Raw genomic sequence first — 25,557 nt, forward strand, 5'->3', positions numbered from 1 at the left:
CGGGGACTGGCCTATTTCTCGGTCAGCTTCAGTTCGATCCGGCGGTTCTGGGCGCGCGCCTCGGGCGTGTCGGCGGGGTTGATCGGCTGGAACTCTCCGAACCCGTTGGCCGAGAGCCGCTCTGGCGGGATGCCGAGCGCGTTGACCATGTAGCGCACCACCGAGAGCGCCCGCGCCTGGCTCAGTTCCCAGTTGTCGGCATAGCGCGCGCCACCGATCAGGGGCGTGTCGTCGGTGTGCCCGTCGACCCGGATGATCCAGTCGAGCTCGGGCGGGATGGTCTGCGACACCCGCTTGAGGATACTGGCCACCTTGGCGATCTCGCCCTGCCCGTCGAACGAGAGGTCGGCGGAGCCCGGCGGGAACAGCACCTCGGAAGAGAAGACGAAGCGGTCGCCCTCGATCCGGATCCCCGGCTGGTTGCCCAGCAGTTCGCGCAGGCGCCCGAAGAACTCGGAGCGGTAGAGTTCGAGGTCCTTCGCCTCGGACTTGAGCGTTTCGGCCTCCTGCGCCAGCTTCTCGCGCTCGATCTCCAGCCGCTTGCGCTCGGCCTCTTCCAGCATCCGCCGCTTGCGTTCCTCGGCGGCGGCGCGGGCCAGCGCGGCGTTCAGGTCCTGCCCCAGCGACTGGATGCGCACGTTCTGGGCGGCGTCCCGTTCCACGGAATCGTCCAGCAGCGCCTGCAGTTCGCCCAGCTGGCTGCGCAGGGCGCCGACCTGCTGGTTCAGCAGTGCCGCCTCTCTCTGGGCCTCGGCGGATTTCTCGGTCTCGTCGGCCAGTGTCTCGCGCGCCTTGGCCAACAACACGGCGCGCTGTTCGGCGAGGCTCAGCTGGTTCTCGGCCCGGCCCTCGGCGGCCTCCTGAGCGGCGAGCGCCGCCATCAGGCGCTTGCGCAACTCGTCCTTGTCAGTGGCTTCGGCCGAAGCCTCGTCCAGCCGCGACAGGGCCGCCTGCAGGCGCTCCTGCGTCTGGGCCTGGCTCTCGGCGTTCGCCTCGGCCTCGGCGCGGGCGGCCTCGAGGTCCTGCCTGGCGCTGTCGGCCTGCGACAGCGCCGCCAGAAGCTGGGCGTCGAGATCCTTCTTGGCCGATTGCGCGGCGGCCAGCAGGGTCAGCGTGTCTTCGGCCTCCTGCCGCTGCCTTTCCAGCGACATGGTCATCGCGGTCAGTTCGGCCTGCGAGTCTTCGAGCCGCTTGCGCAGGGCCTCGGCGGCGGCGGCCTCGGCAAGGCGCGCCTGTTCTTCCTCGCTCAGCTGCGCCTGCAGGTCCGAGACCTGACCGGTCAGCGACTGGGCCTCGGCTTCGGTCGCGGCCTTGTCCTTGCGCAGGTCCGCGACCAGCGCTTCGAGCGCCTCGCGCCGGGCGGCCGCGAGGCGGGCCGCCTCGGTCTGCGCGTCCATCTCGCTGCGGCTCTGGGCCAGCGCGGCGTTCAGCCGGTCCTGTTCGCTCAGCAGGTCGGTCCGCTCTCCCTCCAGACGCGCGACGTTGTCGAGCGCGTCCTTGCGAGATGCCAGCAACGTGGCGACCTGCGCCTCGAAATCGGTGATCTGGGTCCGGGCCTGCGACAGCGCCGCATCCTGACGGTCGCGTTCGGCGGTCAGCGAGGCGATCAGGCTGGTTTTCTGCTGCAGCTCGCTCTGTGCCGCCTCAAGGTCGTCGCGGGTCTGGCCCAGCGTGGCGTTCAACGCGCCCATGCGGGCCTCGAGCTGGCTCGACTTCTTCTCTTCCAGCCCCAGCGCCGAGGCCAGCGCCGCGATCTCGTCAGAGAGGTTGTGGAGTTCGGTCTCCTGCCCCGAGATGGTTTCGCGCAGCACGAACTGGACCACCATGAAGATGGTCAGCAGGAACATCATGACCAGCAGGAGCCCGGTCATCGCGTCCACGAACCCCGGCCAGATGTTCGCCTGAAACCTGTTCCCGGTGCGGCGCGACAGGGCCATGACTTACTCCTCGTTCGCCCGGCGGCGGATCGGCGCGCGCGCGGGGCCGAGCGCCTTGACCAGCATCTCGATATCCTTGCGCAGCTCAGTCATGCTCTCCTGCCGGCCTGCGGAGATCTCCTCGAGGATACGCAGCATCTGGACGTCGATGGAGCGCAGGCGCATCCGGCTCTCGGCGTCGATACCCTCGCCGCTGCCCTGCTCGCGCATGGCTTCGAGCATCCGCTCCTGCCCCAGCGCGACCCGTTCGAGCGCGGCGGTGATGCCCTCGTTCTGGTCCATGCGGTCGACCATCTGGCCGATCGCCTCGGCGAGGTCGCCCAGCTTGGCCTCGACCACCTGACGCCCGGCGTCGGAGGCCACGAACATTTCCTGCAGGGCGTCCATCTCCTCGGCCATGCTGTTGAGCATACCCGACATGATATCGGATTCCGAGGCGCCCTCCTCGCCCGAGGCAAAGCCGACGCGGGTGATGGTCGAGAGCCATTCCTCGAGTTCGCGGTAGAAGCGGTTCTGCCCGTGCCCGGCGAAGAGCTCGAGAAGGCCCACGAGGAGCGACCCGGCGAGACCGAGCAGCGAGGAGGAAAAGGCCACGCCCATGCCGCCGAGCTGGGCCTCGAGGCCCGACATCAGGCGGCTGAACACGGCAAGGCCGCTCTCGCCATCCTGCGGCGCGAGCGAGCGGATGGTGTCGACGACCGCCGGAACTGTGGTCGCGAGGCCGTAGAAGGTGCCGAGCAGGCCGAGGAAGATCAGCAGGCTGCCGACGTAACGGGTGATCTCGCGCGCCTCGTCGATCCGGGTCGCGACAGAGTCGAGGATCGACTGGGTCGAGGCGGACGAGAGCTGCATCCGCGCCCCGCGCGAGCGCAACAGCGCCGCCAGCGGCGCCAGCAGGCGCGGCGGGTGGTTCAAACTGTCGGATTCGCCCGCGGCGAAGCCCTCAATCCAGCGCACCGAGACCATCAGCTGGAACACCTGCCAGAAGCAGGAGAGCACGCCGATCAGGAAGACGATGCCGATGAAGCCGTTGAGGTAGAGGTTGGCAAGGAACACCGGCAGGACGCTGGGCAAGGCGATGAACGCCCCGAAGGAGGCAAGCGCAATCGCTACCACCATCGAGATGATCTGCTGAATGGGTTGCGAAAACTGCGGCCGTTGTTTGCCGTCCGGCTGCGCCATTAGCTCAGCTCCTGCCCAGGTGTCTGCTCAAGTCGTAGGTTAACGAGAGAACACTCATAACGCCAAGGGTTTATCCAAGAATGGCCCGAACGCGCGCCGCCAGCCAGTCAAGATCGCTGTCGGGCAGCCGGAGTTCCGCCAGATGGTCCGTGGTGTTGAAAAGATACTCGCTGTTGGGGCCGTTCTGGCCATGTGCCGCCGCGATGATCTGGGCCTGTTCCTCGAGTGCCATGCCACCGCAGTACTGCCGGTGCGACGGGTCGATCACGTAGGTTACCGCCTCGACCCGGCGGTCGTCGTCGAGGTGCAGGGCGACCTGCTTTTCGACGTAGGCAGAGGAGATCAGCTCGCGTTCGCGCAGGTAGGCCAGGGTGTCATCCTCTGCCCCGTCGGCCACGCGCAGGGCGACCCCGCGGCAGAGCGCGCCGGGCACCGCGTCGAGCGCCAGGACCAGCCCCGGGGCCTCTTCGGTGCCGCGATAGTGGATCGAGAGCATGCAGAAGGATCGCGCGTAGCCCTCGAGGCTCGCCAGCGCCCGTTCGGCCACCGGGAAGCCCGGGTTCCACAACAGCGACCCGTAGCCGAAGACCCACATCGTCATCGCCCTGCCTGCCCCTGTGCGCTCACGTCCGGCCCCATCGTTTCAGCGGCAGTAGGTGCTGCTGCGGTCCTGCGCCACGTCCAGATGGAAGTGGTCGCCGTGGTAGGGGTCCGATCCGGGCCCGAGAACCGTCTTGAAGATTCCGCAGGCCTTCTTGCGGCTGTCGGCCAGCGGGCCGCCCCCGGTCCAGTCGCTCAGGACGCTGACCACCTTCCCGCTCTGCAGGATGAAGGCGGAAATGTCGATAGCGTTGCCCCTGCCGTGCTCGGATATCCTGGCGCCGCTCTGGTTGTTGCGCGGGCGGCAGGTGTAATGGGCGGCGACCTGCAGCTTGACCACCGGGCCCTCGCTGGCGAAGGCGGGCTGGACGCCCTTGTCGACCCATTTCTTCAGCGCCTTGGCAGCGTTGCAGGACAGCAGGGCCGACTGGCTGAGCGAGACGCCCGAGACCGAGGTGATGCGCACCGCGTCCTTGATGCCGCAGCCACGGGTGCGGGACCGTACCCTGCCCTCGCGCTCGCCCTGGATCGAGATATCGCCGCAGACCGCGCCGTTGCGCCGCAGCTTGCGCTGCGCCATCGCCAGTTCGACCATGCTCTCGGGCCGGAGCCAGGGGCGCAGGGAGCTGTCCATACCCGCAAAGGCCGCGCCGCTGGGAAGTTCGCGGGCGATCAGGTCCTGTGGCGAGGGCGGACGGATCAGGGGTCGCAGCTGGGAGATGGCCGCGACGACCTGCTCCTGCACCGCGCCAGCGGGTTCCTGGACGGCGGAGACGGCACCGGAGCCGCGCGCGACGGGGCGTTTCGACTGCTCCGGCGCCCCGGCCATGCCCGGCATCGCAGCAAGTGCGAAGGCGGCAAGGGCGGAGAGGAGCAGCCGGGCCATCATGAACCGCTCTTGTGAGAGCGCCCGAAGTCCGGGGCGGCGGTGTCCTGCCCGGCCTCGATGATCCCGCGCCGGATGGCCCGGGTCCGGGTGAAATAGTCGAACAGCTGTTCGCCGTCGCCGGTGCGGATCGCCCGCTGGAGTGCGAAGAGTTCCTCGGTGAAGCGGCCGAGGATTTCGAGCGTCGCGTCCTTGTTGGTGAGGAACACGTCGCGCCACATGGTCGGATCGCTCGCGGCGATGCGGGTGAAGTCGCGGAAACCGGCAGCCGAGTACTTGATGACCTCGCTGTCGGTCACGCGGCGCAGGTCGTCGGCCACGCCGACCATCGTGTAGGCGATCAGGTGCGGCGTATGGCTGGTGACGGCCAGAACGAGGTCGTGGTGGTCGGCGTCCATCTCGTCGACGTTGGCGCCCAGCGCTTCCCAGAAGGCGCGCAGGTTGGTCACGGCGGCGGGGTCGGTGTTCTCGACCGGGACGATCAGGCACCAGCGGTTGTCGAAGAGCTCGGCAAAACCGCTCTCGGGGCCGGAATGCTCGGTCCCGGCCAGCGGGTGGGCGGGGATGAAGTGCACGCCCTCGGGCAGATACGGACCGACGGACTGGATCACGTCGCGCTTGACCGAGCCCACGTCGGACACGGTGCAGCCGGGCTTGAGGAAGGGCGCGATTTCGGCCGCCACCGACCCCATCGCGCCCACCGGCACGCAGAGCACCACGAGGTCGGCGCCTTCGACCGCCTCGGCGGCGCTGTCGCAGACCCGGTCGCACAGGCCGATGCGGCGCGCGGTGTCACGGGTGGCCTCGGACCGGGCATAGCCCGTCACCTCGCCCACGATGCCCGCGTTGCGCTTGATCGCCCAGAACATGGAAGAGGCGATGAGGCCCAGCCCGATCAGGGCGACGCGGTCGTAGATCCTCTCGCTCACGCGGCACCGCCTTTGAATGCCCGGACAGCCGCCACGAGGCGGCGGCAGGAAATCTCGTCGCCCACGGTGATGCGCAGGGCCTCGGGCAGGTTGTAGCCCGCCACGCGCCGCACGATCAGACCTTCGGACTGGAGATGGGCATCGCAGGCCTCGGCCTCGGCCTTGCTGGCAAAGCGGGCGAGGATGAAGTTCGCGCAGGAGGTATCGGAGGCCACGCCCAGTTCGGCCAGCGCCTCGGCCAGCCATGCGCGCAGGCGCGCGTTGTCGGCACGGCACTTCTCGACATAGGCGGTGTCGCGGATCGCCGCCTCGGCCGCGGCCAGCGCCACGGTCGAGAGGTTGAACGGACCCCGGATGCGGTTCAGCACGTCGATGATCTCGCGCGGGCCATAGCCCCAGCCGACGCGGATGCCGCCCAGCCCGTAGAGCTTGGAGAAGGTGCGGGTCATGAACACGTTCGAACGCGCATCGATCACCGCCTTGCCGGCATCAAAGCCTTCGACATACTCGGCATAGGCGCCATCGAGCACGAGGATCGCCTGCGGCGGGATGTTGTCCGCCAGCCGCGCCACCTCGGCCTCGCTGATCATGGTGCCGGTCGGGTTGTTCGGATTGGCGATGAAGACCAGCCTGGTGCGCTCGGTGCAGCCCGCCAGCAGGGCGTCCACATCGGTCACCCGCTCGCGTTCCTTCACCTCGACCGGGGTCGCCCCGGCGGCCATGGCGCTGATCTTGTACATGCTGAACCCGTGTTCGGTGTGCAGCACCTCGTCACCCGGACCGGCATAGGCCTGGCACAGGAAGTGGATGATCTCGTCACTGCCGACGCCGCAGATGATGCGGTCAGGATCCATGTCGTGCGCCTCGCCGATGGCGGCGCGCAGGCTGGCGTGGTCGGTGTTGGGGTAGCGGTGCATCTGGGCGGCCGCGTTGCGGACGGCCTCCACCGCCTTCGGGCTGGGCCCGTAGGGGTTCTCGTTCGAAGACAGCTTGATCACGTTGTCGACGCCCGGCACATGCGCGGCACCGCTCTGGTAGAGAGCGATGTTCATGATGCCAGGCTGCGGTTCGATCTTACCCATATCATCCCCCGATGTTCCGCGCGGTAATAGTTCTGCGGGAATGCCAAGGCCAGATCTATTTCATCGCCCTCCGGGAATAGCCGCCATGACCTGCGGAGCCTGTGCAACGGAATTCGGGAAGATGTCAGGACTATGCCATCTTCCTGCCCGAAAACCCTGCCACCCCAAGAGGCGCGGTCAGGGACCGCAGGGATCAACGGGGCGCGCCGGGACATGCAGGACATCCTGTCGACATTTCAGATGGCCATCGGTGGCACGGCAAGCCGGCTGTGGCCGCTCTATATCGTGACCATGTTGCTGATCGCCTTCGTGGTCTACCGCCACCAGAAGTCCGAAGGCGGCTTCTTGCGCTGGCTGTTCCCTGCCGAGATCTACCTGCACCGCTCGCACATGGTGGATATCCAGCTGTTCCTTGTTGGTCGGCTGCTGCGCATCTTCGGGATGTTTCAGGTCATCGGGGTCGGTGCCGTCATTTCCAGCACCATCGTCGATCACCTTGGCGGCCGGATCATCGACGGGAGCCTGTCTCCGGTCCTGATCGCCCTCATCATGCTGCTTGGCAGCGATTTCTCGGTCTACTGGGTGCATCGCCTGCACCACGAGTTCCCGACGCTCTGGCCGTTTCACGCGGTGCATCACAGCGCCGAGGTCATGACCCCCGTTACCGTCTACCGCAAGCATCCGATCTACGACGTGATCTCGTCGTTCGCCACAGGCTTGATCCTCGGCACGGTTCAGGGGCTGCTGCTGTCCTTTTTCACCGGCACGATCAGCGTGACCCAGCTGATGGGGATCAACGCCTTCTATTTCGCGTTCAACATGCTTGGCGCGAACCTGCGGCATACCCACGTCTGGCTGAGCTTCGGGCGGGTGCTGGAACATGTCTTCATCTCGCCCGCCCAGCACCAGGTGCACCATTCGGTCGAGCTGCGGCATTACAACAAGAATTATGGCGAGGTTCTTGCGATCTGGGACTGGATGTTCGGCACGCTCTACATCCCCGAGGGCCGCGAGACCCTGCGGTTCGGGCTGGGCGATGCCGAGGGTAACGAGATCGAACAATTGCACCCGACCCTTGCGGCCGCGCTGATGACGCCGATCCGGCAGTCGCTGGCCACGCTGCGCCGCCCCAAGCCCGCGCCCGGCGACCGGGTGACGCCGGCGGAATGACCCGGGGCTTTTCACTCTACCTCGACGCCCTGCGCTTTGGCGCGGCGCTGGTCGTGGTGCTGTCGCACCTTGGCTACGAACGCTTCACCGGTGGCCACCTCGGCTGGATCCGGGACCTGAACCTTGGCTCGGACGCGGTGGTGGTGTTCTTCGTGCTTTCCGGGCTGGTCATCGCCTTCTCGGCGGAACGGAAGGACCCGACCCTTGGCCGTTTCGCCTTCAACCGGCTGACGCGCGTGATGTCGGTGGCCCTGCCGACGCTGCTGGTCGGCTTTGTGCTGGACCGCGCCGGGGCGGCACTGGCGCCCGGGTTCTACTATGCCCCCTTCTACGCGCCGCTCCCCCTGCCCGAGATGCTGCTGCGCGGTCTGACCTTCAGCAACGAATGGGCGGGCCTCGATCGCCGTCTCGGCACCAACGGGCCCTACTGGTCGCTGAGCTACGAGGTGGCCTACTACGCGCTTTTCGCCATCGGATTCTACCTGCGAGGCACGCGGCGCGCGGTGCTGCTGGCGGCGGGCGCGCTGCTGGCGGGGGTGAACATCCTGCTGTTGATGCCCTCGTGGCTGCTGGGCGTCTGGGTCTGGCGCAGGCTGTCGGACGGGCGCCTGCCATCGCGCTCCGTCGCCCTGGGGCTGGCCGTCTCGGCACCGCTGGCCTATGCCGCCGCGCTCTGGTTCGGAGTGCCGGGCCTGCTGCGCGAGCTGACCGAGACGATCCTCTCGGTGCCGCCGGGCCGGGTGCTGCGCTTTTCGGACGAGTTCCTTTGGAACGGGCTGATCGGCATTGCCTTCGCGCTGCACCTGCTGGGCATGGCGCGGCTGCTGGGCCCGACAGAGCGGGACGGCAAGGCGATCCGCTGGCTCGCGGGTGGCAGCTTCTCGCTCTACCTGCTGCACTACCCGCTGTTGCAGTTCTTCGGGGGCACCCTGCCGAAAACGGGGGCTTTCCCTGTCGATGCGGCTCTCCTGCTCTGTGCGACACTGGCGGGGTGCTATGCCTTCGCTCAGGTGTTCGAGCGGACGCTTCCCGCACAGCGCCGGATGATCGCGCGGCTGCGGATGGATGGCGATGTGGAACAGGCGCGGCCGCGCCGCGCCTGAACCCCGCCTAAGGTCAGCTGGCCAGCACGTTGCGGAACTGCCAGGGGTCGCTCTCGTCGATATCCTCGGGGAACAACTCCCACCGGTCCTGCAGCGGTGTCCAGTCGGTGTAATGGGCCTCTACCGGGCCGAGGTAGGGCCGCTGCACTTCGAGACAACGGGCGTGGTCCATCTCGTCGGTTTCGACGATGCCTGCCTCGGGGTTTTCGAGTGCCCAGACCATGCCCGCAAGGACGGCCGAAGTGACCTGAAGGCCGGTCGCGTTCTGGTAGGGCGCCAGCTCGATCGCCTCGGCATTGGACAGGCGCGAGCCGTACCAGAGCGCGTTCTTTTCGTGCCCGAAGAGCAGCACGCCCAGTTCGTCGATGCCCTCGACGATCTCGTCGGGCGTCAGGATGTGGTGCTTGGTCTGCTGCTTGCCGGAGCCGAACATCTCGTGGAGGCTGAGCACAGCGTCGTCGGAGGGGTGGTAGGCATAGTGGCAGGTCGGGCGGAACTCCGGGCTGCCGGGGTCGCCGACGGTGTAGTAATCCGAGATCGACACCGCCTCGTTGTGGGTCACGAGAAAGCCGAACTGCGGCCCCGGTGTGGGGCACCAAGTGTGGACGCGGGTGATGGCGCCGGGGCGTTCGAGCCAGATGGCCGACTGGCAGCCGGTCTCGTAGCTGTGGCCGTTCTCGGGGAACCATGTCTCGTGGGTGCCCCAACCCAGTTCGGCGGGCTGGAAGCCTTCCGCGATGAAGCCCTCGACCGACCAGGTGTTGACGAAAACGCCGCGTGGGCGCGGGGTGCGGCGGGCCTGGGTGTCGCGCTCGGCGATATGCACGCCCTTGACGCCAAGCGACTGCATCAGAGCGGCCCAGCCGTCGCGGTCGGTCGGCGGCGTCGCGTCGCGGCCGGTGTCGCGGGCCAGCGTCAGCAGCGCCTCCTTGACGAACCAGCTCACCATACCCGGGTTGGCGCCGCAGCAGCTGACCGCCGTGGGTCCGCCGGGGTGCGCCGCCTTCTCGTCGCGCACCCTCTGGCGCAGCGCGTAATTGGTGCGGTCGGCGTTCTCGGTGGTCTCGAAGTAGAACCCCTCCCAGGGTTCGACCACCGTGTCGATGTAGAGCACGCCGAGTTCGCGGCAGAACCGCATGATGTCGAGCGAGGAGGTATCCACGCTGAGGTTGACGCAGAAGCCGCGGCCCTCGGCGAAGATCTCGCCCAGTATTTCGCGGTAGTTCGCCTTGGTGATGGCGGTCTGCAGGTGGCGGATCTTCCGCTGGTGCAGGAAGTTGTGCACGTCGTCGTTCGGTTCGATCACGACGAGCTTGTCCGCGTCGTAGTCGAAGTGCCGCTCGATCAGCGGGAGCGTGCCCCGACCGATGGAGCCGAAGCCGATGATGACGATGGGGCCCTCGATGCGGCCATAGACAGGATGGGTCACGTACACTCTCTCCCTGGGCTGACAGTACCGGTCAAGGTAGCGGCGGGTCTGATGTCGTCCATGCAGCGGCGCAGGGTACGACTCAAGTTGATTTAGCATGAAGACCGCGTGACGCTATGCGGGCGATCGTATATCCTCCACTTATCGAGCAAATGGAGCGCCGGTTCGGGCGCCGACAGACAAGACGACCCCGTCACCAGATGTTGCAACGGGGCCACGAGGCAGCGGGCGTCCCGCCCGGAACATGACCGAAATCAAACACCTCGCATGTCGCGGCATGCTATGGCGTAGCGAGTGGGTCAAAGGGAAGCGAATGGCAGACGTCCTGCGCCGACATATCTTGCAGACCGGGCTGATGGCCGCCGTGGCCTCTGGCGCGGCAGGTGCGCTGGTGGTCCGCAAGAACATGGGCACGCTGCAGGAATACGGCGAGTGGATGGCGTCGATCCGGCGTCTGCCCGACACCGCCACGGACCTGAGCCAGCTTGTCGCGCTCGCCACGCTGGCGCCGAACAGTCACAACACCCAGCCGTGGACCTTTCGCGCGGCGGCGGGCAACCGGCTGCTGCTGCAACCCGACCTGAACCGGCGGACCCCCGTGGTGGACCCCGACGACCACCACCTCTTCGTCAGCCTCGGCTGCGCCGCCGAGACGCTGGCGGTCGCCGCAATGGGGCTGGGCTGGTCCTGCGACATGGAGACAGACGCCAGCGGCGAGGTCACCGCATCGCTGGGGCCGGGCAAGGCACGGCCCGACGCGCTGTTCCCCGCCATCGTCGACCGGCAGTCGACCCGCAGCACCTATGACGCGCGCCCGGTGCCCATCGACGACATGATCGCCCTTGTCGATGCGGGCACCGCGCCCGGCATCAACCTCGCCCTGATGACGGAGCCGCGCGAGCGGAGCCAGATGCGCGACCTGATCGTCGCTGCCAATACGGCGCAGACCGCCGACCCCGAGTTCCGCGCCGAGCTGAAGTCGTGGATGCGCTACAACCCGACCTCGGCCATGAACAACGGCGACGGGCTGCTGACGGCGGCGACGGGGAACCCCTCGCTGCCCGACTGGATCGGGCCGCGCGCCTTCGACCTGTTCTATGACCCGGACGCGGAGACCGACAAGATCGCCCAGCAGGTCACCTCGTCCTCCGGGCTCGCGGTCTTCGTGGCCGAGGAGAGCGGGCCGCAGGCATGGGTGCAGGTGGGCCGCGTCGCCCAGCGCTTTCTGCTGACCGCGACCGCGCGGGGCATCAAGAGCGCCTTCGTCAACCAGCCGGTCGAGGTGGCATGGATGCGCCCGGCGCTGGCGGCGATGGTCGGGCTGCCGGGCCAGCGCCCGAACCTCGTGGTGCGCTTTGGCTACGGGCCCACCCTGCCCTATTCACCACGCCGCCCGGTCGAGACCGTGATGGCCTGAGGAGAGGCGCAGCGCTGCTGATGGCCTAGGGATGTCTGCAGACTGGGTCGGGCGGAAGAGCGGACGGAGCCGTCGCTGGGGATGGCCATCGGCCGCTTTTGTTAGCTTGCTTCCAAGAACGGTGGGTTCTGGAACGGCTATTGGTTTGCCCAATTGAGACAGGAGCGACAGAAATCCTCCCGGTTTCATGTTGAAAAGGCAAATACACTGTCTTGTGAATGGCAGATAAAGCAGTCTTCCTACCGAGCGGACCACAATAATTGGCGGTATGAGTTTCTTCATACGCGACTTTGTCAGACAGGATAGCATGTTAAAACCATTTGACTGGAGCGGCACCGCGACCCGCGCGAATTACTGGGTCCTGCTTGTCATTTTTGCTATTGCCATAAATTGCTTCTACGTCGTGCCATCTTACTCACCTATCTTTGATGTGGTCTTGCTGGCAGAAGCCGTTCTTCTGGTGCTAGTGGTCTCTGTTACCGTGCGCCGTCTTCATGACTTTGGCCGCAGCGGACTTTGGGTTCTCCTGACGCTGGTGCCCATAGTGGGATTGGCCGGAACCTTCTGGATTGGCTTGGCAAAGGGAAGACCTGACCAGGCCACTGCTTGGCCACCAGAGCGGCGCTACAGGGTCGGTCAAGGACTTACCGTTCTGTTTGGCGCACTCATCGTGTCCCGCATTTTCTGGGAACCGTACTGGATCCCATCAAACAGCATGAAACCGACTTTCCTCGTCGGGGATTATCTGGTGGCAAAACCAGTAGATGCTGCAGAACCACTCAAGAAAGGGAACCTATATGTATTCGGTCACCCAGGGACAGGCAGCATTCTAATAGCTCGCTTGATCGCGGTTGAAGGCGATCGTGTGCAGATCAAGGATGGGTCTATCACCTTGAACGGGCAGCTCGTCCAACGTGAGAAACGTGCAGATTTTGTTGAGTCTTATGAACCGCAAGGGGCAATGGGATACCTGCCGCGATGCGTCAATCGACCAAAGAATTTCGGCGAGCCTTGCATAAAACAGCAGTTCACCGAGACCCTTCCGACCGGGACCACCTACGACACACTCGGCATCATGCAGTCGGCGCTTGATAGTACCGGCGAATACACTGTGCCTGAGCGGCGATTGTTCTTCATGTGGGATGACCGCGACAACTCGAACGACAGCCGGACTGGCCTAGCGAAAGGTGGGATGGGCTTTGTACCTACCGATAGCCTTGTTGCGAAACCTGTCGTTGTTATCTTTTCGTCCGCAGGACGGTCTCTTGGAGCATTCTGGACATGGCGCGCAGATCGTTTCCTAAAGTGGCTGAACTAGGGCCGCATCATTCCGAAAGAGGATAATAAGAGAGATTTGGAAGGTGGCCTCCTTCCCGACCCTCACCACGCTTTGCCCAGACAGTCCGGCGCACAGGACAAGATAGACCAACACAACCTGCGGTGACCTCCAAGAAAAAAGGCCGCACCCGGGGGCGCGGCCTTTCTGTCTCGGCTTCGGCGCAGATCAGTTCTGCGCGTAGAATTCGATGACGAGGTGCGGTTCCATCATCACCGGGTACGGCACGTCGCCGAGGCCCGGGGTGCGCACGAAGGTGGCGACCATCTTGGAGTGGTCGACTTCGACGTAGTCGGGAACGTCACGCTCGGGCAGCTGGGTGGCCTCGAGCAGGACAGCCATCTGCTTGGACTTGTCGCGAACTTCGATAACGTCGCCTTCCTTCACGCGGTAGGAGGGGATGTTCACCGGCTTGCCGTTCACCAGAACGTGGCCGTGGTTCACGAACTGACGGGCCGCGAAGATGGTCGGCACGAACTTGGCGCGGTAGACGACGGCGTCCAGGCGGCGCTCCAGCAGGCCGATGAGGATTTCACCGGTGTCGCCCTTGCGGCGCTCTGCCTCGGCGTAGATGCGGCGGAATTGCTTCTCGGTCAGGTCGCCGTAGTAGCCCTTGAGCTTCTGCTTGGCGCGCAGCTGGGTGCCGAAGTCGGACAGTTTGCCCTTGCGGCGCTGGCCGTGCTGGCCCGGGCCGTACTCGCGGCGGTTGACCGGGGACTTCGGACGGCCCCAGATGTTTTCGCCCATGCGGCGGTCGATCTTGTACTTGGCAGACGTGCGTTTGGTCACGGCTGATCTCCTTCGTTGCGGACGCCGACAGGATTGTCGGCTATGAAGGGCGTTGTCCTCTGGCGTTCGGCCGATCCGGCCTCACCCCGACAGGCATCCCCTCGCGGGGGCCACCAACACCAATGAAGCCGCGCTTATATCGCGGGTTTCGGGGGAGTCAACAGGTCTTCGCCGGATTGGCGCTGCAGCCCTGCTTACGCTGCCTCGTGCGCGAGGATCGCCGCCTCGGAGCGCGTGAGGTTGCGGCGCGCGAAGGCGCCATAGAGGTAGGGATCGCGGTCGAGCCCCGGCTTCGTCTCGAGCAGGCGGCGGCGGTCGCCCTCCCCCAGTTCGTCGAGGTCCGCGTGGGCCGGGTGGAAGCTCTCGGTTTCGACCCCGTTGGCCCAGATGATCTGGTGGCTGGGCAGCAGCAGGTGGATGTAGGTCACCTCGCGCAGACGGGTGTCCACGCGGATGGTCCGGTCGTTCACCAGCGCGCTGGCCGAGACGAGGACCTCGTCGGTGTTGAACAGGGCGCGCGCCGCGCGGCCCTTCACCAGCATCCGGTGCTCGGGCGAGACCAGCAGCGCCGCGTCGGGGCGTTCGATCCCCAGCGCACCGGGGCCGAAGCGGATGGGCCGCAGCCAGGGCATCACGTGGAGGCGCGCGCCGCTGAGGCGGCGTTGGCCTGTCCAGCAGATTTCCTGCGGGCCGTTGTCCCGGGTCAGCACGAGGTCGCCCTCGCGCAGGTCATCGACGGGACGGGTGCCGCCCGGCACCGCGATCCGCGTTCCCGGGGTGAAGCAGATGACGCCGGGGGCGTCCGGGTCGCGCCGCTCGCTCACCGCGTCGAGCGTGTGGCGCACCACCCAGAGCTCGGCGTTACGGGGCGGCAGGCTGTCGAGGAACATCAGCAGCGGCACCCGGCCGGGCCCGGTTTCAATGAGGGTCACGGTAAAGCTCTGGGCCCCGTTGGTGACGACAAAGCTGCAATCGCGCAGCGGTGCATCGTCGTCGTCGGCATCGGTGGCGGGATCGTCGGACATGGCGGCACCGACCAGCCGCCGCACCTTGCGTGCCGCGTGCCTGCGGAGGTTTGCAACCTCCTCCGCGCCTTCCAGCCGCAGAACGTCGTTGGGGCCATCCACCTGCACGGCCTCGCCGCGCCAGGACCAGGCCGCCCCGACCTGCAGCGCATCGAGGGGCGCGGCCTCAAGCCCGTCTATGTCCGTCTGCGACCAGGAAATGACGAACGTGCCCCGAAAGCCCGTTTTCATCTGCCCGTATGCCTGCCGTTTTCCTTGTTATTGCCCCGGTCTTAACCCGGCAGGTGCCGCAGGGAAAGCCCTTCGTTTCCCGGGACTTGAAGCGTGTCCTTAAAACCGCAGCTTCAGCCGCAGCGAGCCGACCACCTGCCCCTCGCTCTGGGTCGAGAATTCCTCGGACATGTAGGTGACGCCGTAGAACACCGAGGAGGCATCGCCCTGCCAGTGCAGGCCCGCGCGGATGCGGTGGCGGTCGTGCAGCATCTCGTAGCCGCGGTCCTCGGGCAGGTAGACGCTCTCGGAGACATAGCCGATGTCGCCGCCGAGGATGAAGGTCAGGCCGGGATCGGCGTTGTAGATGGTGCGGTAGCGCTGGCCGGTGACCTTGTCGCGCACCAGCAGTTCGCCCTGCCCGATCCGCCCGATGCTCATGTCCGCGCCGACGCGCACGAGGGTTTCATCCCCGGCCCGTGCTTCGAGAAAGGGGCGCAGGAAGACCTTGTCGGAGAGTTCGAAGGTATGGCCGAATTCGGCCACGAGGGTCGGCCGGATGGTGTTGCCGATCTGGGTCGACGAGGCGGTGTCGGTATCGTGCGACCCGATCGTCGAGTGCAGATCCTCGTGAAAGTGGGAGAGCCCGTTCTGCGGCCCGATCACCACCAGGTCCGCGCCCACCGCGGTTTCGATACCCGCGAATTCCGCGTGGCTGTGCAGGCCGACGCTAAGGGCCGCCGCATAGGGCCGGTCGTTTGCCTTCGGATGTTCGAGGTTGGCAGGCGCCATGATCTCGCCGTGCAGCCGCAGTTCGAGCAGCTCGCCAAGCTGGCTGGGCAGCTGGCCCTGCCACGAATAGCCCCAGACCCGCGAGGAGCTGAACGAGCCGGTGTGCCAGCGGTCCTGCGTGTCGCCCCAGAGGTCGTTGTTCAGCAGCCGGCCATAGCCGATCCGGGTCCGGTGCATCGTGTCGGTGAGCGCCGGTTCGGGCGTGCTGACCTGCGCCGCCGCGCCATCGGCGAGGGGCAGAGCGAGGATGAACACGAGACAACGGGCAACCGCGAACGGCCTGAACAGGCAATGCAACATAGGGGGATCCAGAGGAGATGGTTCGTTCCTCGGGCAACCTAGGTCGCAGGCGCCGGGCTTGCCAGACGAGGAGGCAGAAATCCGACAGGTGTTGCCGAATTCCATACTTTGGCGCCGAATTGGTGCGCTCAGTCGCCGGGCGCGGGCCACCTGTCTTCGAACACGAGGTCCTCCAGTGCGCGGCGCCGGGCCCATCCCTTGGCCTGAAGTTCGGGCTCGTCGTAGAGCTCGGAGACCTTGCCGAGACAGAGATAGGCCACCGGGACCACGTGCTCTGGCAGGCCGAGGATCTGGCGCAGGTCGCTGTCACGGAAGATGCTGACCCAGCCGACCCCGATGCCCTCGGCCCGGGCGGCGAGCCAGAGGTTCTGGACCGCGCAGACGGTCGAGTAGAGGTCGGTGTCGCGGTTGTGGGTCCGGCCCAGAACGACCGGGCCACCCCGCGAGCGGTCGCAGGTAATGCAGAGGTTGATCGGAGCCTGTTCGATCCCCTGCAGCTTGAGCGAGGAATAGAGCGCGCGCCGCTCCTCGGGGAACATCGCCGCCGCCTCGTCGTTGGCGCGGGTGAAGGCGGCGCGCACCTCGGCCTTTACCGCCGCGTTGCGGATCAGGATGAAATTCCACGGCTGCATCAGCCCCACGGAGGGCGCGTGGTGTGCCGCCAGCAGCAGCCGGTCGAGCACGCCGGACTCGATCGGGTCCGGCAGGAACTGGCTGCGCACGTCGCGCCGGCTGTGGATGGCGCGGTAGACGGCCTCGCGCTCGGGTGTCGAGAAGGGCCCCGCGGGGGCGAGAACGGGTGACTGCGTCATGACATGATCCCCTGTCAGGCAGAAAACGGCGACCGTTCCGCCGTCCGCGCGGAAAGGTCCATCCTGCCTGGCCGGTCTTCTGACTTGGTTTCACTCGGGGCGGCGCCTTCCCGGCCCTGCGGCCAGTGGCATGTGCCGTCCCGTCCACCTTACAGCGTTGGGCACGTCGCGGATTTGCACCGCGTTCCCGATTCTCCACGCCCTCGCGGGTCGTGGCACCAGACAGGACAATGGCTAACGCGCGGGATCGTCCCGCGCAAGCGGATCAGGGGCTGACGAGGCCGAGGCTGGCGAGGGCAAAGCCCGCGATGGCCACCGAGAGGCCCATCGGAAGGTGGCCCCGGGCGCGGGATGCGGCCCAGCCGTTGTCGCTCGGCACCGGGCGCGGATGCAGAACGAGGGTGATCAGGCAACCGGCCACCAGTGCGATCGAGAAGCACTGGAGAAAGAACAGCAGGCTGGCGCTGGGGACGATCAGCATGATGGCGCTGAGGGTACGGACATCGCCACCGCCCATGACGCGGATCACCTGCAGGAAGAAGCAGAGGACGAAGACCGCCAGCGCCACCGCGATGCGCGCGACCGTCTCGTCCCAGCCGATCATCGGCGCGGTCAGGAGGAAGATCAGCGCCAGCACCACCGGCAGCCAGCCGGGGATGCGCATGAATCGCATGTCGTTGTAGGCCACGGCCACCAGCACCGGCAGGGCCAGCAGTGCGGGAAGGTAGTCGAGTTCCGCCATCATGCCCGCGCCCCCGCCCGACCGTCGAGGCGCGACAAGGTGCCGACCAGTTCGCGCAGGTCGCTGGTGCCGGTTTTGGCGTAGATATTGCGCAGGTGGGTGCGCAGCGTCGAGTCGCTGATCCCGAGGTCGGCCTGTACGCTCTTAACCGGGCGTCCGGTGCTGAGCAGCAGGCAGATGCGGTACTCGGCCCGGCTGAGCCCGGCGGGATTGTCCATGCCGAGGATCGGCACTTCGCGCGCGACTTCGGTCAGCGCCTCGTGCACTGAAAGACCGTCGAGGAAGCGATGCGCGGCATCCGGCGTCCAGCTGCGGGCGAGCGCCTGCGCCAGCAGCTTGAGCAGCGCCAGACGGTAGGGACGGACCGCGCTGCGGAACCCGATCTCCAGCGCGTCCTGTGCGCCCGGCGCGCTGTGCAGCGGGATCACCACCAGTTCGGCCAGGCCGCGCCGGTCGAGGAAGGACTGAAGCTGGGTGTCGCAGGGGCTGTCGACCGAAGACCGGACCCAGCTGACGCCCGGGCGGGCCTTGCCGAACCACGCGCCCATGACGCTGCGCGCCCCCGAGATCAGCGCCGCCGGGTCGCGTTCGACGTCATGCGCCCTGATCCGCGAGCCGCCGCCGGAGACCGGCGTCCGCGTCAGCGCGACGGTCTGCGCGTCGAGGCAGTCTGCCAGCGCGCGCAACGCGGCGTCCGGGTCCGAGAGTTTCGGGAGCGCGTCGCACCATGCGGCGATGGTGCCCAGCACGCCCGATTCCATGTCTGCCGTACGCCGCGTGGCGCGACCGTCTGCACTACCAAATAGACCCACGCGTCAAACCCCTTACCAAAACACTCGATACTGTGACCAAACACGTCACTGCCCAGATAATGCCACGTTTCGGTCAAAAGTAACGTGCCGAGGTCTCAGATCGCGTTAACCTTGCAAAAATCGCGATTTATCCACATGAAACCGGAAATATCCCTGCGATAATCGGCATTTCGTTTCCGATCAGGAAACGACGGCGACACCCCGAACCCCGAATCTACCCCCTTTGCGCGCCCCGGCGGCCGGGTCCGACCGGGCCCCGCCCCTGCCCTCGTGAGCCGCCTCCCGCGGGCCCGCGCGTTTTTCAGCGCGATGTCATAAAACCGATTCCTCCAGCCGTTACCCCTCCTGCAACGCTGTCAAAATATTGGGGTGAGAGATGCTCCACCGCACAATATTTATCTCCGATACCCATCTCGGCACCCCGGGATGCCAGGCGAAGATGCTGCTGGACTTCCTGTCCAGGAACCAGGCGGAGTCGATCTACCTGGTCGGCGACATCGTCGACGCCTGGCGCCTGCGACGCGGATGGTTCTGGCCGCAGCTGCACAACGACGTGGTGCAGGAACTGCTGGCCCGCGCCCATGACGGGGCCCGCATCTATTACATCCCCGGCAACCACGACGAGATGATGCGTACCTACCTCGGCACCCATTTCGGCGGGGTTGAGGTGATGCAGCGCGCCGAGCATGTCACCGCCGACGGGCGCCGCCTGCTGGTCACCCACGGCGACCAGTTCGACGCCATCGTGGTCAACGCCAAGTGGCTGGCACATGTGGGCGACCGCGCCTACGAGTTCGCGCTCTGGCTGAACACCTGGCTGAACCGGGCGCGCCGCCTTTGGGGCGGACAGTACTGGTCGCTGTCGAACTGGGCCAAGGGCCAGGTCAAGCAGGCGGTGAACTTCATCAGCGAGTACGAGAACGTGCTGGCCGAAGAGGCCCGGCGTGGCGGTTACGACGGGATCGTCTGTGGCCACATCCACAACGCCTCGATGCGCCGCATCGGCGACCTCGACTACATCAACACCGGCGACTGGGTCGAAAGCTGCACCGCCGTCGTCGAACGCATGGACGGCACGCTCGAACTGATCGACTGGGCCGCCGAAACCCGCAACCGCGAGCAGGAAGCGCGCGCGCGTCGCCGCCGCATGGCCCGCCGCCGCGCCGAGGCGGGCGAAACTCCCGCCGCCGCTCCAGAGAAAGAACAGGAAGCCGCCTGATGCCCCCCTCCCCGTCCGCCGCGACCGCCACCGCGCCCTCGGTCACCGCCCAGCTTGGCGCCGCGGTGCACCAGAACGGCGCGCAGACCACCACCGGCCTGCTCGAGCGACTGTTCTCCCAGCTGTTCCACGGCCTCGTCTACGCCCAGATCTGGGAGGACCCGGTGGTCGACATGACCGCGCTGGAACTTGCGCCCGGCGAGGATATCATCTGCATCGCCTCGGGCGGCTGCAACGCCATGTCCTACCTCACCGCGCGCCCCGGCTCGCTGACCGCGGTCGACCTCTCGCCCGCCCATGTCGCCCTGCTACGCCTCAAGCTGGCCGCCGCCCGGGTGCTGAGCCAGGAAGAGTTCGAGAGCTTCTTCGCCGGGGCCGACAGCGCCGCCAACCTCGCGCTCTACGACAGCTGCATCGCCCCCCTGCTCGACCGCACCAGCCGCCGCTACTGGGAGGGCCGCGCCGGCCTGCGCCGCCGCATCTCGATCTTCGCCCGGGGCGCCTACCGCTTCGGCCTGCTCGGGCGCTTCATCGGGGCCAGCCACCTTGTCGCCCGGCTGGGCGGTGTCGACTTCGCCCCGCTGCTCCGGGCCCGCACCCTCGGCGCCCAGCGCGACTACTTCGACCGCGAGCTTGCGCCGCTCTTCGAGAAGCCTGCGGTGCAGTGGCTGGCGCGCCGCCGCGCCGCGCTCTTCGGTCTCGGCATCCCGCCGGCACAGTATGACAAGCTGGCCCGCGACGGCGGCGGCGACGTGCTGCCGGTGCTGCGGGAACGGCTGCGCAAGCTGGTCTGCGATTTCCCCATCGACCAGAACTACTTTGCCTGGCAGGCCTTTGCCCGCCACTACAAGCAGGAGGGCCCGCGCGCCCTGCCGCCCTACCTCGACCCGGCGGCCTTTGCCACCGTCTCGCGGATGGCGACGCGTGTCGCCGCGCTCAACCGTTCGATGACCGATGTGCTCGCCGCCCGCGCCGCCGCCTCGCTCGACGCCTATGTCCTGCTCGACGCGCAGGACTGGATGACCGACGACCAGCTCGGCGCGCTCTGGCAGGAGATCACCCGCACCGCGCGTCCCGGCGCCCGGGTCATCTTCCGCACCGGCGGCGCCGACGACATCCTGCCGGGCCGCGTGGCGCCCGCCCTGCTCGACCGCTGGCGCTACGACGCTCCTGCCTCCCGCGCCGGGTTCGCCGCCGACCGCTCGGCCATCTACGGCGGCTTCCACCTCTACCGCTTCGAGGGCTGACCCGATGAGCCTCACCGCCTCTCCCGATGACGGGCTCGGCCACGCCGAGCTGATGGACCGCACCTACCGCTACCAGCGGCTGATCTACGACCTGACGCGCCGCTACTACCTGCTGGGGCGCGACCGCCTGATCCGCGACCTCTCACCCGGCCCGCGTGACCGGGTGCTGGAGGTCGCCTGCGGCACCGGGCGCAACCTCGCCCTTATCGGGCGCGCCTATCCGGGGCGCGAGCTCTTCGGCCTCGACATCTCGCGCGAGATGCTGCGCTCGGCCGAAGCGACGCTGGGCCGGTCCGCCTGCCTGGCCCAGGCCGATGCCTGCACCTTCGACGGCGAGAGCCTGTTCAACCGCAGGGGCTTCGACCGGATCGTGATCTCCTTCGGACTCTCGATGATCCCCGACTGGGAGGCCGCGGTGACCGCGTCGCTGGCCCAGCTGCGTCCCGGCGGCTCGCTCCACCTCGTAGACTTCGGCGATCAGGCCCGACTGCCCCGCCTGTTCCGGCGCCTGCTGCTGGCCTGGCTCGCCCGTTTCCACGTCACCCCGCGCGAAGACTTCGAGGCGCGCCTCGGCGCCATCGCCCGGGCGCAGGGCTGTCGCCTCGACTTCACCCCGCTCTACCGCGGCTATTCCCACTACGCGGTGCTGCACCGGGTCTGAGGCCTTGCCCGCCGGCATGGGGGCGGCTAGGACCGCCCCATGCTGGTTCTGGACAACATCATCAGCGACCGCGGCTCGAAATACGCGGTCTCCTCCGGCCCCTGCGCCTCCGAGGCGGAGGCCAGGGCCTTCCTGACCGAGCTGAAGCGCCGCAAGAAATTCGCCAAGGCCACGCACAACACATGGGCCCTGCTGACCGAGGCGGGCCCGCTCAAGAACGACGACGGAGAATCCGGCGCGGGCAACATCATCCTGCGCATGCTCGAACGCGAGCAGGTGATGAACCGGATCATCGTGGTCACCCGATGGTACGGCGGCAAGCACCTCGGCGGCGACCGCTTCCGCCACGTGCAGGAGGCCGTCCGCCTCTGTCTCGAGCAGCTGGACCGCTGACTTTCCCCCGCTTCTTTGGGTCCGAAATATCCCGGGGGTGAATTGGCCCCGAGGGGCCAAGAGGGGGCAGCGCCCCCGTCTTTCCGCCGCCACGGGCGCGCCGGTCCGGAACTTGACCCGCGCAAAGACTCGGCTTGTGATCGGCACGCGGATAAGCGTAATTGTCAGGCAGTCAATTCAGTGAAAGCGAGGAGCTTATCATGAAGCATCAGAAGATCTTTACCGGCGTCGCGCTTGCGCTTGGCCTGGCAGCTTCGGCCGCGGGCGCGCAGGACATGTCGTTCTTCCGCATCGGGACCGGCGGCACCGCCGGCACCTACTACCCGATCGGCGGGCTCCTGGCGAATGCGATCTCCAACCCGCCGGGCTCGCGCCCCTGTGACCAGGGCGGGTCCTGCGGCGTGCCCGGGCTGATCGCCTCGGCGCTCTCGGCCAACGGCTCGGTCGCCAACATCAACGCCATCGCCGGCGGCACCCTCGAATCGGGCTTCTCGCAGTCCGACGTCGCCACCTGGGCCTATACCGGCACCGGCATCTGGGAAGGCAAGCCCGCGGTCGAGAAGCTGCGCACCATTGCCAACCTCTACCCCGAGAGCATCCACCTGGTGGCCAGCGCCGAGTCCGGCATCACCAGCGTGGCCGACCTCAAGGGCAAGCGCGTCTCGATGGACGAGCCGGGCTCCGGCACCCTCGTCGACGCCAAGATCATCCTCGGCGGCTACGGCATCACCGAGGACGACATCCAGCCCGAGTACCTGAAGCCCGACCAGGCCGCCGACCGCATGCGTGACGGCGCGATGGACGCGTTCTTCTTCGTGGGCGGCTACCCGGCCGGCGCGATCTCGGAACTGGCCAGCCAGCACGAGGTCAAGCTGATCCCGATCAGCTGCGAGGAAGCTCCCGCGATCTGCGAAGAGTTCAAGTTCTTCTCGGCCGACACCGTTCCCGGCGGCACCTATGAAGGCAATGCCGACGACGTGCAGACCCTGTCGGTCGGCGCCCAGTGGCTGACCAGCGCGGATCAGCCCGAAGAGCTGATCTACGAGATCACCAAGGCGCTCTGGAACGACAACACCCGCAAGCAGCTCGATGCGGGCCACGCCAAGGGCAAGATGATCACCAAGGAGACCGCGCTGAACGGCGTCGGCGTCCCGCTGCACCCGGGCGCCGAGAAGTTCTACAAGGAAGCAGGTCTTCTCAAGTAAATCAGAGCGGCGCGGGACAGCCCCCGCGCCGCAAACCTTTCGGGGGGTTGCGAGGCATGTCGCGGCCCCCCTTTCCACAATCTGACAGGAGCGCAGCTGATGACCCGGGACCGCAGCGATGAGGGGGACGACGTCCGCCAGCTGTCCGCAGACGAACTGCAGGCAATCGAAGAGGAATTTGATCCGGAGCTGAGGTTCCGCGTGCTGGCGTGGCCGCTGGCCGTGGCCACGGCGATCATCCTGTTCCTGCTCTCGTGCTATCACTATTACACCGCCGGCTTCGGCATCCCGCAGGCGACCGTGCACCGCGGCCTGCACCTTGGCGTCACGCTGACGGTGGTCTTCCTCAGCTTCTCGGCCTTCGGCAAGAAGGAGATGGCCAGCAACTGGCGCGCGCCCTTCGGGCTGCCGCTGCTGGACTGGATCCTCGCCATCGCCGGGATCGTCAGCGCGCTCTACGTGCCCTGGATCTACAGCGAACTGGCCTTCCGCGTCGGGAACCCGCTGCCCATCGACATCGTCATGGGCACCATCCTGATCGTGGTGCTGCTGGAGGCGGTGCGCCGGTCGATGGGCTGGCCCCTGCCGGTCATCGCCATCCTGTTCATCGCCTACGCCTATTTCGGCAAGTCGATGCCCGGCATCTTCGTCCATCCGGGCGCCAGCTGGGCCAATATCGTCAACCACCTCTACCTGACGTCGCAGGGCATCTACGGCACCGCCCTCGGGGTGATCGCGACCTACGTATTCCATTTCGTGCTGTTCGGCGTGATGGCGACGCGCATCGGCCTCGGCCAACTGTTCATCGACATCGCCTCGGCGCTGGCCGGGCGCTATGCCGGAGGTCCCGCCAAGGTTTCGGTGCTGTCCTCCGCCCTGCTCGGCTCGATCTCGGGCTCGTCCATCGCCAACACCGTCACCACCGGCGCGCTGACCATCCCCGCGATGATCCGCATCGGCTATCCGCGCCACTTCGCGGCGGCGGTCGAGGCCGCGGCCTCCACCGGCGGGCAGATCACGCCGCCGGTCATGGGCGCCGTCGCCTTCCTGATGATCGAGTACCTCGGCGTGCCGCTGACCACCATCCTGACCGCGGCGCTGGTGCCGGCCTTCATGCACTTCTTCGGCGTCCTCGTGCAGGTTCACCTCGAAGCGCGTCGGCTGGGTCTGCGCGGGCTCTCCGCCTCGGAACTGCCGAATGCGTGGAAGGTGCTGAAGGCGGGCTGGCTTTCGGTCGTGCCGCTGGTGATCCTCGTGGCCGTCCTGCTCTCGGGCCGCACGCCCTTTGCCGCCGCCTTCTACTCGATCACCGCCTGTATCGCCGTTCTCGCGATCCAGCAGGTCAGTGGTTCGGGCCTCGTGCAGGGGATCAAGAACACCGCGCACGGCGTGTTCGAGGGGTTCATCCTGGGCGCCAAGCAATCGCTTTCGGTGACTGCCGCCGCCGCGCTGGTGGGTGTGGTGATCGGTGTCGTCACCCTGACCGGGGTCGGCTTCAAGATCGCCTACATGGTCACCGGGATCGCCCAGGGCTGGGCCACCTCGCTGCATGACCTGTTCTCGGTCCTCCCCTTCGAGCTGATGACGGTGCCCTCGCTGACGCTGTTGTTCACCCTGATCCTGACGGCGGTGGTCTGCATCCTCATGGGCTGCGGCATCCCGACCACGGCGAACTACATCATCATGGTTGCCGTTGCGGCCCCGATCCTCGGGATGCTGGGCGTGCAGCAGATGGTGGCGCATTACTTCGTGTTCTACTACGGGGTACTGGCCGACGTGACGCCACCGGTGGCGATGGCGGCCTATGCGGGGGCCGGGATCGCGAACGCGAACGCGTTCAAGGCGGGCAACACCGCCTTCCGGCTGAGCATGGGCAAGGCGCTGGTGCCCTTCGTCTTCGCCTTCCAGCCCGCCCTGCTGATCGTGACCGACGGCTTCACCTGGGAAGCCTTTGCGCTGGCCTTTACCGGCGCGGTGCTCGGCATCTGGATCCTTGCCTCTGCCGTCTCGAGCTGGCTCTTTGCCCCGCTCTACTGGTTCGAGCGCATCATCCTGGTGATTGCCGCGATCCTGCTGGTTGCGCCGAACCTGACGGCGACGGCCATCGGCCTGCTGATCGTCGCCCCGATCGCGCTGCGGCAACTGCTGCCCAAGTGGCGCGGTGGCGCGACCGCCTGACGGCGAAACCCTCTATGGCCGGGCGCTTCGGGCGCCCGGCCGCTGCAAATGTCGCATCAGGCCCGGCTTTTCACACGAGCGGGAAACCGCTAAGCCCGTGG

At 67.0% G+C, this 25,557-nt stretch carries 23 protein-coding genes and 1 riboswitch; of the genes, 10 read left to right on the forward strand and 13 right to left on the reverse strand.

The features are described 5' to 3' along the window. Positions 1-11 precede the first annotated feature (11 nt). The 6 genes from DDT93_RS22670 to hisC form a co-directional block, all read right to left on the reverse strand. Positions 12-1,937: a peptidoglycan -binding protein gene (locus tag DDT93_RS22670; RefSeq protein WP_109468188.1), complete on the reverse strand. Its 1,926-nt coding sequence runs from the start codon at positions 1,935-1,937 to the stop codon at positions 12-14. A gap of 3 nt (positions 1,938-1,940) precedes the next feature. Further along, on the reverse strand, positions 1,941-3,119 hold the full coding sequence (locus DDT93_RS22675; protein WP_109468189.1) for a biopolymer transporter ExbB: 1,179 nt from the start codon (positions 3,117-3,119) through the stop codon (positions 1,941-1,943). 70 nt (positions 3,120-3,189) lie between these two features. After that, positions 3,190-3,720 (reverse strand): gamma-glutamylcyclotransferase, encoded by a 531-nt coding sequence (locus DDT93_RS22680; RefSeq protein ID WP_109468190.1) that lies wholly within the window; start codon positions 3,718-3,720, stop codon positions 3,190-3,192. A 42-nt stretch (positions 3,721-3,762) separates the two neighbouring features. After that, the gene (locus DDT93_RS22685) at positions 3,763-4,605 is read right to left on the reverse strand and encodes an extensin-like domain-containing protein (protein ID WP_109468279.1); all 843 of its coding nucleotides are present in this window, start codon (positions 4,603-4,605) and stop codon (positions 3,763-3,765) included. Further along, the gene (locus DDT93_RS22690; protein ID WP_109468191.1) at positions 4,605-5,534 is read right to left on the reverse strand and encodes a prephenate/arogenate dehydrogenase family protein; all 930 of its coding nucleotides are present in this window, start codon (positions 5,532-5,534) and stop codon (positions 4,605-4,607) included. The genes DDT93_RS22685 and DDT93_RS22690 overlap by 1 nt, the downstream gene beginning before the upstream one ends. Then, entirely contained in the window at positions 5,531-6,616 is a 1,086-nt protein-coding gene (gene hisC, locus DDT93_RS22695; protein ID WP_109468192.1) for a histidinol-phosphate transaminase, read from the reverse strand. The genes DDT93_RS22690 and hisC overlap by 4 nt, the downstream gene beginning before the upstream one ends. Before the next feature lie 213 nt (positions 6,617-6,829). On the opposite strand from hisC, the gene DDT93_RS22700 reads away from it, so the two are divergent. Further along, positions 6,830-7,786, forward strand: a complete 957-nt coding sequence (locus DDT93_RS22700; RefSeq protein WP_157960262.1) for a sterol desaturase family protein — start codon at positions 6,830-6,832, stop codon at positions 7,784-7,786. After that, positions 7,783-8,889: an acyltransferase family protein gene (locus DDT93_RS22705; RefSeq protein WP_109468194.1), complete on the forward strand. Its 1,107-nt coding sequence runs from the start codon at positions 7,783-7,785 to the stop codon at positions 8,887-8,889. The genes DDT93_RS22700 and DDT93_RS22705 overlap by 4 nt, the downstream gene beginning before the upstream one ends. A gap of 13 nt (positions 8,890-8,902) precedes the next feature. Here the strand turns inward: DDT93_RS22705 and DDT93_RS22710 are convergent, their stop codons facing one another. After that, entirely contained in the window at positions 8,903-10,318 is a 1,416-nt protein-coding gene (locus DDT93_RS22710; RefSeq protein WP_408607962.1) for a homospermidine synthase, read from the reverse strand. 313 nt (positions 10,319-10,631) lie between these two features. On the opposite strand from DDT93_RS22710, the gene DDT93_RS22715 reads away from it, so the two are divergent. Then, a complete protein-coding gene (locus DDT93_RS22715; RefSeq protein WP_109468196.1) occupies positions 10,632-11,735 on the forward strand; it encodes an Acg family FMN-binding oxidoreductase in 1,104 nt (367 codons plus the stop codon). A 268-nt stretch (positions 11,736-12,003) separates the two neighbouring features. Continuing rightward, positions 12,004-13,053, forward strand: a complete 1,050-nt coding sequence (gene lepB / locus DDT93_RS22720) for a signal peptidase I (protein WP_109468197.1) — start codon at positions 12,004-12,006, stop codon at positions 13,051-13,053. Positions 13,054-13,239: 186 nt separating this feature from the next. On the opposite strand, the gene rpsD is transcribed toward lepB, so the two are convergent. The 6 genes from rpsD to DDT93_RS22750 all read right to left on the reverse strand — a co-directional run bounded on the left by rpsD (position 13,240) and on the right by DDT93_RS22750 (position 18,502). Then, positions 13,240-13,860, reverse strand: a complete 621-nt coding sequence (rpsD, locus tag DDT93_RS22725) for a 30S ribosomal protein S4 (RefSeq protein ID WP_109468198.1) — start codon at positions 13,858-13,860, stop codon at positions 13,240-13,242. 194 nt (positions 13,861-14,054) lie between these two features. Further along, positions 14,055-15,116 (reverse strand): Hint domain-containing protein, encoded by a 1,062-nt coding sequence (locus DDT93_RS22730; RefSeq protein ID WP_109468199.1) that lies wholly within the window; start codon positions 15,114-15,116, stop codon positions 14,055-14,057. Positions 15,117-15,215: 99 nt separating this feature from the next. Continuing rightward, positions 15,216-16,187 carry a lipid A-modifier LpxR family protein gene (locus tag DDT93_RS22735; RefSeq protein WP_232825545.1) on the reverse strand — a complete coding sequence of 324 codons (972 nt, stop codon included), beginning with the start codon at positions 16,185-16,187 and terminating at the stop codon, positions 15,216-15,218. A 128-nt stretch (positions 16,188-16,315) separates the two neighbouring features. Continuing rightward, the gene (gene bluB / locus DDT93_RS22740) at positions 16,316-16,999 is read right to left on the reverse strand and encodes a 5,6-dimethylbenzimidazole synthase (RefSeq protein WP_109468200.1); all 684 of its coding nucleotides are present in this window, start codon (positions 16,997-16,999) and stop codon (positions 16,316-16,318) included. A 52-nt stretch (positions 17,000-17,051) separates the two neighbouring features. Then, positions 17,052-17,237, reverse strand: a riboswitch (cobalamin riboswitch). Between the two features lie 27 nt (positions 17,238-17,264). Further along, complete coding sequence (locus DDT93_RS22745; protein ID WP_109468201.1) at positions 17,265-17,744, reverse strand: prepilin peptidase; 480 nt, start codon at positions 17,742-17,744, stop codon at positions 17,265-17,267. Continuing rightward, positions 17,741-18,502: a helix-turn-helix transcriptional regulator gene (locus tag DDT93_RS22750; RefSeq protein ID WP_109468202.1), complete on the reverse strand. Its 762-nt coding sequence runs from the start codon at positions 18,500-18,502 to the stop codon at positions 17,741-17,743. Before DDT93_RS22750 ends, DDT93_RS22745 begins: the two co-directional genes overlap by 4 nt. A 427-nt stretch (positions 18,503-18,929) precedes the next feature. Here DDT93_RS22750 and DDT93_RS22755 point away from each other — a divergent pair, with 427 nt between their 5' ends. From DDT93_RS22755 to DDT93_RS22780, 6 genes are all read left to right on the forward strand, one after another. Continuing rightward, complete coding sequence (locus DDT93_RS22755) at positions 18,930-19,772, forward strand: UDP-2,3-diacylglucosamine diphosphatase (protein ID WP_109468203.1); 843 nt, start codon at positions 18,930-18,932, stop codon at positions 19,770-19,772. After that, a complete protein-coding gene (locus DDT93_RS22760; RefSeq protein ID WP_109468204.1) occupies positions 19,772-21,019 on the forward strand; it encodes a DUF3419 family protein in 1,248 nt (415 codons plus the stop codon). Before DDT93_RS22755 ends, DDT93_RS22760 begins: the two co-directional genes overlap by 1 nt. Positions 21,020-21,023: 4 nt before the next feature. Beyond that, complete coding sequence (locus DDT93_RS22765) at positions 21,024-21,680, forward strand: class I SAM-dependent methyltransferase (RefSeq protein WP_109468205.1); 657 nt, start codon at positions 21,024-21,026, stop codon at positions 21,678-21,680. Positions 21,681-21,719: 39 nt separating this feature from the next. Further along, positions 21,720-22,073 (forward strand): YigZ family protein, encoded by a 354-nt coding sequence (locus DDT93_RS22770; protein WP_109468206.1) that lies wholly within the window; start codon positions 21,720-21,722, stop codon positions 22,071-22,073. Positions 22,074-22,273: 200 nt separating this feature from the next. Next, entirely contained in the window at positions 22,274-23,278 is a 1,005-nt protein-coding gene (locus tag DDT93_RS22775; protein WP_109468207.1) for a TAXI family TRAP transporter solute-binding subunit, read from the forward strand. Positions 23,279-23,377: 99 nt separating this feature from the next. Further along, on the forward strand, positions 23,378-25,456 hold the full coding sequence (locus DDT93_RS22780) for a TRAP transporter permease (RefSeq protein ID WP_109468208.1): 2,079 nt from the start codon (positions 23,378-23,380) through the stop codon (positions 25,454-25,456). Positions 25,457-25,557 lie beyond the last annotated feature (101 nt).

Origin of the sequence: Albibacillus kandeliae, assembly GCF_003116585.1 — a bacterium.
Lineage (GTDB): Bacteria > Pseudomonadota > Alphaproteobacteria > Rhodobacterales > Rhodobacteraceae > Albibacillus > Albibacillus kandeliae.

Coding starts and splice junctions, on each gene's coding strand:
- DDT93_RS22670 (WP_109468188.1), bottom strand. CDS start 1,937: ATGGCCCTGTCGCGCCGCACCGGGAACAGGTTTCAGGCGAACATCTGG.
- DDT93_RS22675 (WP_109468189.1), bottom strand. CDS start 3,119: ATGGCGCAGCCGGACGGCAAACAACGGCCGCAGTTTTCGCAACCCATT.
- DDT93_RS22680 (WP_109468190.1), bottom strand. CDS start 3,720: ATGACGATGTGGGTCTTCGGCTACGGGTCGCTGTTGTGGAACCCGGGC.
- DDT93_RS22685 (WP_109468279.1), bottom strand. CDS start 4,605: ATGGCCCGGCTGCTCCTCTCCGCCCTTGCCGCCTTCGCACTTGCTGCG.
- hisC (WP_109468192.1), bottom strand. CDS start 6,616: ATGGGTAAGATCGAACCGCAGCCTGGCATCATGAACATCGCTCTCTAC.
- DDT93_RS22700 (WP_157960262.1), top strand. CDS start 6,830: ATGCAGGACATCCTGTCGACATTTCAGATGGCCATCGGTGGCACGGCA.
- DDT93_RS22705 (WP_109468194.1), top strand. CDS start 7,783: ATGACCCGGGGCTTTTCACTCTACCTCGACGCCCTGCGCTTTGGCGCG.
- DDT93_RS22715 (WP_109468196.1), top strand. CDS start 10,632: ATGGCAGACGTCCTGCGCCGACATATCTTGCAGACCGGGCTGATGGCC.
- lepB (WP_109468197.1), top strand. CDS start 12,004: ATGAGTTTCTTCATACGCGACTTTGTCAGACAGGATAGCATGTTAAAA.
- DDT93_RS22730 (WP_109468199.1), bottom strand. CDS start 15,116: ATGAAAACGGGCTTTCGGGGCACGTTCGTCATTTCCTGGTCGCAGACG.
- DDT93_RS22735 (WP_232825545.1), bottom strand. CDS start 16,187: ATGTTGCATTGCCTGTTCAGGCCGTTCGCGGTTGCCCGTTGTCTCGTG.
- bluB (WP_109468200.1), bottom strand. CDS start 16,999: ATGACGCAGTCACCCGTTCTCGCCCCCGCGGGGCCCTTCTCGACACCC.
- DDT93_RS22745 (WP_109468201.1), bottom strand. CDS start 17,744: ATGATGGCGGAACTCGACTACCTTCCCGCACTGCTGGCCCTGCCGGTG.
- DDT93_RS22750 (WP_109468202.1), bottom strand. CDS start 18,502: ATGGAATCGGGCGTGCTGGGCACCATCGCCGCATGGTGCGACGCGCTC.
- DDT93_RS22755 (WP_109468203.1), top strand. CDS start 18,930: ATGCTCCACCGCACAATATTTATCTCCGATACCCATCTCGGCACCCCG.
- DDT93_RS22760 (WP_109468204.1), top strand. CDS start 19,772: ATGCCCCCCTCCCCGTCCGCCGCGACCGCCACCGCGCCCTCGGTCACC.
- DDT93_RS22765 (WP_109468205.1), top strand. CDS start 21,024: ATGAGCCTCACCGCCTCTCCCGATGACGGGCTCGGCCACGCCGAGCTG.
- DDT93_RS22770 (WP_109468206.1), top strand. CDS start 21,720: ATGCTGGTTCTGGACAACATCATCAGCGACCGCGGCTCGAAATACGCG.
- DDT93_RS22775 (WP_109468207.1), top strand. CDS start 22,274: ATGAAGCATCAGAAGATCTTTACCGGCGTCGCGCTTGCGCTTGGCCTG.
- DDT93_RS22780 (WP_109468208.1), top strand. CDS start 23,378: ATGACCCGGGACCGCAGCGATGAGGGGGACGACGTCCGCCAGCTGTCC.